The organism is Pseudonocardia yuanmonensis (assembly GCF_039542425.1).
GTDB classification, from domain to species: domain Bacteria; phylum Actinomycetota; class Actinomycetes; order Mycobacteriales; family Pseudonocardiaceae; genus Pseudonocardia; species Pseudonocardia yuanmonensis.
Genome location: NZ_BAABIC010000027.1, coordinates 90936 through 97543, shown reverse-complemented (window position 1 = coordinate 97543; position 6608 = coordinate 90936). Strand labels below are relative to the sequence as shown.

The 6608-nt window shown below is 70.8% G+C and carries 6 protein-coding genes; all 6 read right to left on the bottom strand.

Translation table 11 applies throughout. From position 1 onward, the window contains the following. Window positions 1–174: 174 nt before the first annotated feature. The 6 genes from dmpG to ABD990_RS29380 all read right to left on the bottom strand — a co-directional run bounded on the left by dmpG (window position 175) and on the right by ABD990_RS29380 (window position 6519). A complete protein-coding gene (dmpG, locus tag ABD990_RS29405; RefSeq protein WP_345384031.1) occupies window positions 175–1221 on the bottom strand; it encodes a 4-hydroxy-2-oxovalerate aldolase in 1047 nt (348 codons plus the stop codon). Continuing rightward, the gene (locus ABD990_RS29400; RefSeq protein WP_345384030.1) at window positions 1218–2123 is read right to left on the bottom strand and encodes an acetaldehyde dehydrogenase (acetylating); all 906 of its coding nucleotides are present in this window, start codon (window positions 2121–2123) and stop codon (window positions 1218–1220) included. The genes dmpG and ABD990_RS29400 overlap by 4 nt, the downstream gene beginning before the upstream one ends. A 763-nt stretch (window positions 2124–2886) precedes the next feature. Continuing rightward, complete coding sequence (locus ABD990_RS29395; RefSeq protein ID WP_345384029.1) at window positions 2887–3684, bottom strand: alpha/beta fold hydrolase; 798 nt, start codon at window positions 3682–3684, stop codon at window positions 2887–2889. A gap of 11 nt (window positions 3685–3695) precedes the next feature. Further along, on the bottom strand, window positions 3696–4454 hold the full coding sequence (locus tag ABD990_RS29390; RefSeq protein WP_345384028.1) for a dienelactone hydrolase family protein: 759 nt from the start codon (window positions 4452–4454) through the stop codon (window positions 3696–3698). Next, window positions 4451–5407, bottom strand: coding sequence for a 3-carboxyethylcatechol 2,3-dioxygenase (locus tag ABD990_RS29385; RefSeq protein WP_345384027.1), 957 nt, complete (start codon window positions 5405–5407; stop codon window positions 4451–4453). The genes ABD990_RS29390 and ABD990_RS29385 overlap by 4 nt, the downstream gene beginning before the upstream one ends. A gap of 2 nt (window positions 5408–5409) precedes the next feature. Next, window positions 5410–6519: an LLM class flavin-dependent oxidoreductase gene (locus tag ABD990_RS29380; RefSeq protein ID WP_345384026.1), complete on the bottom strand. Its 1110-nt coding sequence runs from the start codon at window positions 6517–6519 to the stop codon at window positions 5410–5412. Window positions 6520–6608 lie beyond the last annotated feature (89 nt).

Here is a 6608-nt window from a genome sequence, read left to right as displayed (position 1 = left end):
CGACGATCCGGTCGCCGTCGGCGAGCAGCAGCGCGACCAGTTCCTGCTGGATGGCGTAGCCGTCGGCCATGCCGAGGTCGGGCTCGGTGTCGGTGAACGGGGGGATCGGGGTGCGGGTGCGTCGGGCGTCGTAGAGCGCGCGGGCCTTGGCTACGGCGTCGATCGTGCGGTCGGTCATGCGGTCAGCTCCTGGGCCAGTGCGATGGCGACGTCGATCATCATGTCCTCCTGGCCGCCGACGTAGCCGAGCTCACCGCAGCGGCGGAGGATGTCGTGGGCGGGCACCTCGTAGCGCTCGGCGGCCCGCTCGGCGTGCAGCAGGAACGAGGAGTAGACCCCGGCCCAGCCCTGGACGATGGCGTTGCGGTCCATCTTCGGCCACCGGGTCAGGTACGGGCGGACGATCTCCTCGGCGGCGTCGAGCAGCCGTCCGACGTCGAGTCCGGTCCGCACACCGAGGCGGTCGAAGACCGCCGCGAGGACCTCGGTGGGGGAGTTGCCCGCGCCGGCGCCGAGCGCGCACAGCGAGCCGTCGAGGTAGCGGACGCCGACCTCCTGGGCGACCACGGAGTTGGCGACGCCGAAGCTGAGGTTCTGGTGGCCGTGGTAGCCCACCCAGGCGTCGTCGCCGACCTCGGCGACCAAGGCCTCGAACCGGGCCCGGGCCTCGTGCATGAGCAGCGCGCCGGCCGAGTCGGTGACGTACGGGGCCTGGCAGCCGGCGTCGACCATGATCCGGGCCTGCTTCGCCAGGTCCGCGGGGCTGGTCTTGTGCGCCATCATCAGGAACCCGCAGGTCTGCATGCCCAGCTCGCGGGCGGCGGCGAAGTGCTGCGGGGAGACGTCGGCCTCGGTGCAGTGGGTGGCCACGCGGACCATCTCCGCGCCGGCGTCGTGGGCGCGCCTGAGGTCGTCGACGGTGCCGATGCCCGGCACCAGCAGCACCGCGATCCCGGCCTGGCGGGCCTCGTCGCGGGCGGCGGCGATCAGCCGCATCTCGTCGGTGCCGGAGAAGCCGTAGTTGAACGACGAGCCGCCGACGCCGTCGCCGTGGCTGACCTCGATCCACTCGATTCCGGCGGCGTCGAGCGCGCGGACGGTGGCGCGGACCTGGGACTCGGTGAACCGGTGCGCCATGGCGTGGCTGCCGTCGCGCAGGGTGGTGTCGACGATGCGCACGTCGTCGCGCAGCGCGGGACGGGACGGGGCGGGGCGGGTCATGCGGCGGCCTCCAGCTGGGCGCGGGCCATCAGCTCGCCGATCCGGGCGGCCGCGGCGGTCATGATGTCGAGGTTGCCGGCGTACGGGGGCAGGTGGTCGCCGTTGCCCTTGACCTCGAGGAACACCGCGACGCGTGCGTGCCCGTCCCAGGCCTCGGTGGGCTCGTCGAACTGCGGCTCGGCGCGCAGGGTGTAGCCGGGCACGTACTCCTGCACCGCGTCGACCATCTCGTGGATCGACGCGGTGATCGCGGGGCGGTCGGCGTCGGCACCGATCATGCAGAACACGGTGTCCCGCATGATCATCGGCGGCTCGACCGGATTGAGAATGATGATCGCCTTACCGCGGGCGGCGCCGCCGACCTCGGCGACGGCCTGGCCGGTGGTGTGGGTGAACTCGTCAATGTTCGCCCGGGTGCCCGCCCCGGCCGAGCGCGACGCGATCGAGGCGACGATCTCGGCGTAGGGCACCGGGGTGACCCGGGAGACCGCGCGCACGATCGGGATCGTCGCCTGACCCCCGCAGGTGATCATCGAGACGTTGGGTGAGGCGAGGTGCTCGGCGCCGTTGACCGCGGGCGAGACCATCGGACCCAGGTGCGCGGGGGTGAGGTCGACGGCCTGGATGCCCGCCTCCGCATAGCGGGGGGCGTGGGCGGCGTGCGCCTTGGCCGAGGTCGCCTCGAACACGATCTGCGGGAGCGGGTCCTGGCGCAGGAGCCAGTCCACCCCCTCCGCGCTGGCCGCAATACCGCGCGCCCGGGCGCGGGCCAGGCCCTCGGACTCCACGACGCCCACGACGTAGCGGACGTCGAGCACCGGACTGGTGGCCAACTTCGCCAGCAGATCGGTGCCGATGTTCCCCGGGCCGACGATGGCCACCGGGATCCTCTGCTGCTGCATAGTGGGACTGTCACATCCTGGGTTCGAGGCGGTCATCAGGGCGACTCGCTCAGTGGAACGCGGGGGAACTCGGGGGCGACGAGCTCGACATGCCATCAGCCGGCTCGACAGGAGCGCCGGGCGAGTAGGCGAAGTCCGTTTGCGTTCGGCGAATCCGGCCCAGCGCGAAGTGGGCGGGCAGGAGTACGCCCCGCTGCGGGCGAGGTCCATGCACAGCTCACGCCGCTGCGGGCGGCGCGCCGCGGATCGGCGTCGCCGGATCGGGCCAGCTCGAAGTCGTTGAACCGGAGGGGATGGTGCAGGACGTCTCGGCTCATGGTCGCTGCGACGCCTTCTGACTCGAGATCGACGACGAGGTGGCCTGTCGTGATCGGGCAGGGGGCAGAGGGCGATACCGGGGACGATGGTGTGCGGAACAGTCACGGTCTCGAGCAGCCTCGCCTCGGCGACCGAGAGCATGCTGTCGGCGTAGGTGCGCGAGGTCGGCTCCGGCCCGCCCGGGGTGCCGCGGTGTGCAGTGCCTCGGGCCAGGACAACTCGTCGGCAACCACGAGATGCCGGGCACGCGGGAAGGCGGGTCCTGCGGAGCAGCCAGTCCACGCCCTTGGCGCTGGCTGCGATCCCCGCTCTCGGGCCGGGCCGTCGGACTCCACCACCCCGATCACGTACCGGACGTCCAGCACGGGGCTGTCGGCGAGCTTCGCCAGGAGGTCCGTACCGACGTTCCCCGGCCCGACGATCGCGACCGGCACTCGCGCAGAACTCATGACACCGCCAGGAAGTCGTGGATCAGGGAGCCGAGCTGCGTCGGGACCTCGTACTGCAGGAGGTGCCCGCAGCCTGCGAACAGGTGCAGGTCGCATTGCCGCAGGTGCTCGGCGAGGAAGAGCGATGCGTCGGCGGAGATCGTCGCGTCGTCCTTGCCGTGCACCGCCAGGACCGGGTGCGAGACGGCGGGGAGCACCGTCTCGTCGTAGGTCGGCATGGGGGCACCGCCGCTCATTGCCGCCTGGAAGGACCGCTGGACCTCCGGACGCACGGCGGTGGCAAGCCGCTCCGTGACGTACCGCTCGATCCCGGGGACCGCCCGGGACAGCTGCGCGTCGACAAGGGTGCGCATGCCCGCCTCGTCCGGGGCCCCGTAGAAGTCGGTCAACGTCGTCAGGTTGGCCTTGACCGGGGTTCCCCCGGCGGCCAGCAGCACGACACGGTCGACGCGCGTAGGGGCGCGGAGGATCAGCTCCAGTGCCACCCGGGCGCCGTAGGAATGCCCGACCAGGTGCACGCGGTCCAGCCCGAGCGCGTCCAGCAGCGCGAGCACGGCGTCGATCCGTCGGTCGAACCACGGGCCCGGCCCGGCGGGCACGTCCTGCGGGTGTCCGCTTCGCCCGAACCCGACGAGGTCGGGGACGAGGCAGCGGAACCCGTCGAGCGCGGGCAGGACCGGCGCGAAGCTCAGCGCTCCGGTCGCGCCCGGGCCGGTGCCGTGCAGGAACAGCACGGGCGGCCCGTGCTCCGCGCCCGCCGTCGCCAGGTGGGTGACGTCCGGGCCGGTGGTCACCTCGTCCGTCCTCACCCCTGCGCCCTCTCGAACGTCAGGGCCCTCCCGAACAGGTCGCGGATCCGCTGCCAGGACACCGTCGCGCCATGCTCGTGGTAGGTGGGGAGGCCCGGGAACATGAAGCCGTGGTCGGCGCCGTCGTAGATCTCGACGGTCGCGTTCGCGCGGGCCAGCTCGTCGCGCAGCGGCTTGTTCACCTCGAGCGAGGCGAGCGTGTCCGCGGCGCCGAACGCCACGAACAACTCGGCGCCCAGCGAACCGACACTCAGGTGGGGCGAGTCCGGCTCCTCCGTCACGCAGAACGACGGGTGCATCGTCGCGCCGGCGACGAACTCGTCGGGCCGGGCGGCGAGCAGCCGGAAGGTGAGCCGCGCGCCCACGCAGAATCCCATGGCGCCCTTGACTCCGGAGCCTGCCACCGGGTCCTCGGCGACGGCGTCGAGCAGGGCGGCCACGTCGGCCAGCACCGCGTCGTCGTCCAGGGAGCCCACTGCGGTCATCAGGCGCTCGAACTCCGGGGAGCCCGGGCCCTTGCCGATCCCGGCCAGGTCGAAGGAGATCTTCGGTCCGATTCGGTGGTAGAGGTCGGGCAGGACCGCGTAGTAGCCGGCCTCGGCCACCTTCGCGGCGACGTCGTAGACGTCCTTTCGCAGCCCCGGTCCGTCGTGGAAGACGACGACCACCGGATGGGGGCCCTCGCCGTCGGGATGGCGTACCGCGACGGCCATCGGCCCGTCCGCGGTCTGTACGAGCAGTTCCTTCTCGATCATGTCGATCCCTCTCCCCGCGTCCGTGCGGTGGTGACCGCGAAGCCGATGATCCACTCCGGTATCGGCCGGTAGAACGACGACTCGGTCCGGTAGGGCCCGGCGGTCTGCAACGCTGCGTGGGCCGCGATCCAGGACCGGACCTCGTGGATGGAGCTGCCGCCCTGCTCGCCGAGCCACTCGACGCCGAAGGTGTCGAACGACGTGAGGTCGCCCTTCGAGAACAGCGTGAGGAGCGCGCGGTCCAGGTCCGGGTTCAGGTCCATGAGCGGCGACTCGCCGCGCGCGAACGACTGGCCGGCCTGATAGATCAGCTCCTCGCGGGCCTGCTGTTCGGCCGGGGTACGGCGCTTGTCCACCAGGTAGGCGGCCGCCTCCGGGGTGGCCTCGCGCAACCGTGGGATCGGCACGTCGTGCGACAAGCCACCCGAGCCGACGAACAGGACCCGCCGGTCGAGCCGACTCGCCCACTCGCCCACGGCCTCCCCGAGTCGCCGGACCCGCCGCAGCGGTCCGAGCGGCTCGGCGACCGAGTTCAGGAAGACCGGGATGACGGGCCGTGCACCGCTCGAGCCGAACAGGATCTCCAGGGGCTGGGAGATACCGTGGTCCACGACCATCTTCTCCGACATCGCCACGTCGAGGTCGGCGTTCAGCAGGTGGGCGATCAGGTCGTCCGCAAGCGCCTGGGGCACCTCGAGGTCCCCGGCGCTCGTGCCGTAGTCCCCGATCGCCGTCGCCGCAGTGCCGACGCAGAACGGCGGCATCAGCTCGTACCGGAAGCCCTGATAATGGTCGGGTCCGAAGACCACGACCAGCTCGGGGTCGAAAGCGTCGGTGAACGCCCGGGCCTCCCGCAAGGCATCCGCCACCGCGCGCGCCACCGACTCGCCCGGATCGGCGGTGTGCAGCAGCGGCGAGTGCGACATGCAGCAGAGGGCGAGCTCGGACTCCATGGTCAGACGTTCAGGGAACGCAGCGCGGGCGCCACGTGCTCGCCGAAGAGCTGGTAGGAGCGCATCGTCTGCTCCTTGGTGAGGTTCCCGAACGAGCCCCAGTTGAGGAAGTTCCCGCAGCCGATGGTCTCCATCTGGTCGACGATCTGGTCGCGGACGGTCTGCGGCGTCCCGACGCAGATCGCGCCGATCCCGACCAGGGCCTCGAAGGAGACGTCGTCCCCGGCGAACGGGCGGAAGAAGGACTGGTAGTGCTCGTAGCCCGCGGGCACGTTGTCCAGGTCGTGGAACACCGCGGCCTCCTTGAACGCGGCGAACAACGCGTTGAAGGCGGGCTCCGCGAGATCGCGGGCTTCCTGCTCGGAGTCGGCGATGAAGACGTTGCGGCACACGCCCATGTCACTGGGCTGTGCCTCGCGCCCCGCGTCCGCGGCGGCCTTCTTGTAGCCGTCGAAGATCGTGCGCATCTGCTCAGTGGGGGAGAACACCGAGGTGAACTTGAAGCCCTTCTGGGCCGCCCAGGCCACGGTGTTCGGGCTCAGTGCAGTGACCCAGATCGGCAGCTCCGGGCGCAGGGGGCGGGGCCAGATACCCACGTTGTCGTAGTTGTAGAACTCACCGTGGAACGACCAGGTCGGCTCCTTCCACGCGGACTGGATGAGAGCGACCGATTCCTCGAAGCGGGCGCGGGTCTCCTCCATCTTCACGCCTTCGCGGATGAACTCCGGCTCATCGACACCCCGCCCCAGGCCGACCTCGAGACGTCCGCCGGTGAGGTGGTCGAGCATCGCGCCCTCCTCGGCGAGGCGGCGCGGGTTGTGGAAGGCGGTGATGTTGGCCATCACGCCGATGTTCATCCGGGTCGTCCGTTGCGCCAGCGTCGCGACCAGGAGGTTCGGTGACGGGCTAATGCTGTACGGGGTGAAATGATGCTCGGAGAAGAAGACCCCGTCGAACCCCTGGTCCTCGGCGGCGACCCAGGACTCCAGCTTCCAGTCGTACAGCTCCTTGCACAGCTGCGGGTCGAACTTCGCAGGGTCCGGATCGTACGGGTAGCTGAAGATCTCGAAGAGCCACGACTTGACCACTTGATGCTCCGTCCACTTCGACATCGGTCCGTCCCGCGTCGTGACTGCGAGGACGGACTCCTTGAGGCAGGAGCGATGCTAAAGCCGGCGTGGGGCTCCGACAATCCGCTCCT

Coding starts and splice junctions, on each gene's coding strand:
- dmpG (WP_345384031.1), bottom strand. CDS start 1,221: ATGACCCGCCCCGCCCCGTCCCGTCCCGCGCTGCGCGACGACGTGCGC.
- ABD990_RS29400 (WP_345384030.1), bottom strand. CDS start 2,123: ATGCAGCAGCAGAGGATCCCGGTGGCCATCGTCGGCCCGGGGAACATC.
- ABD990_RS29390 (WP_345384028.1), bottom strand. CDS start 4,454: ATGATCGAGAAGGAACTGCTCGTACAGACCGCGGACGGGCCGATGGCC.
- ABD990_RS29385 (WP_345384027.1), bottom strand. CDS start 5,407: ATGGAGTCCGAGCTCGCCCTCTGCTGCATGTCGCACTCGCCGCTGCTG.
- ABD990_RS29380 (WP_345384026.1), bottom strand. CDS start 6,519: ATGTCGAAGTGGACGGAGCATCAAGTGGTCAAGTCGTGGCTCTTCGAG.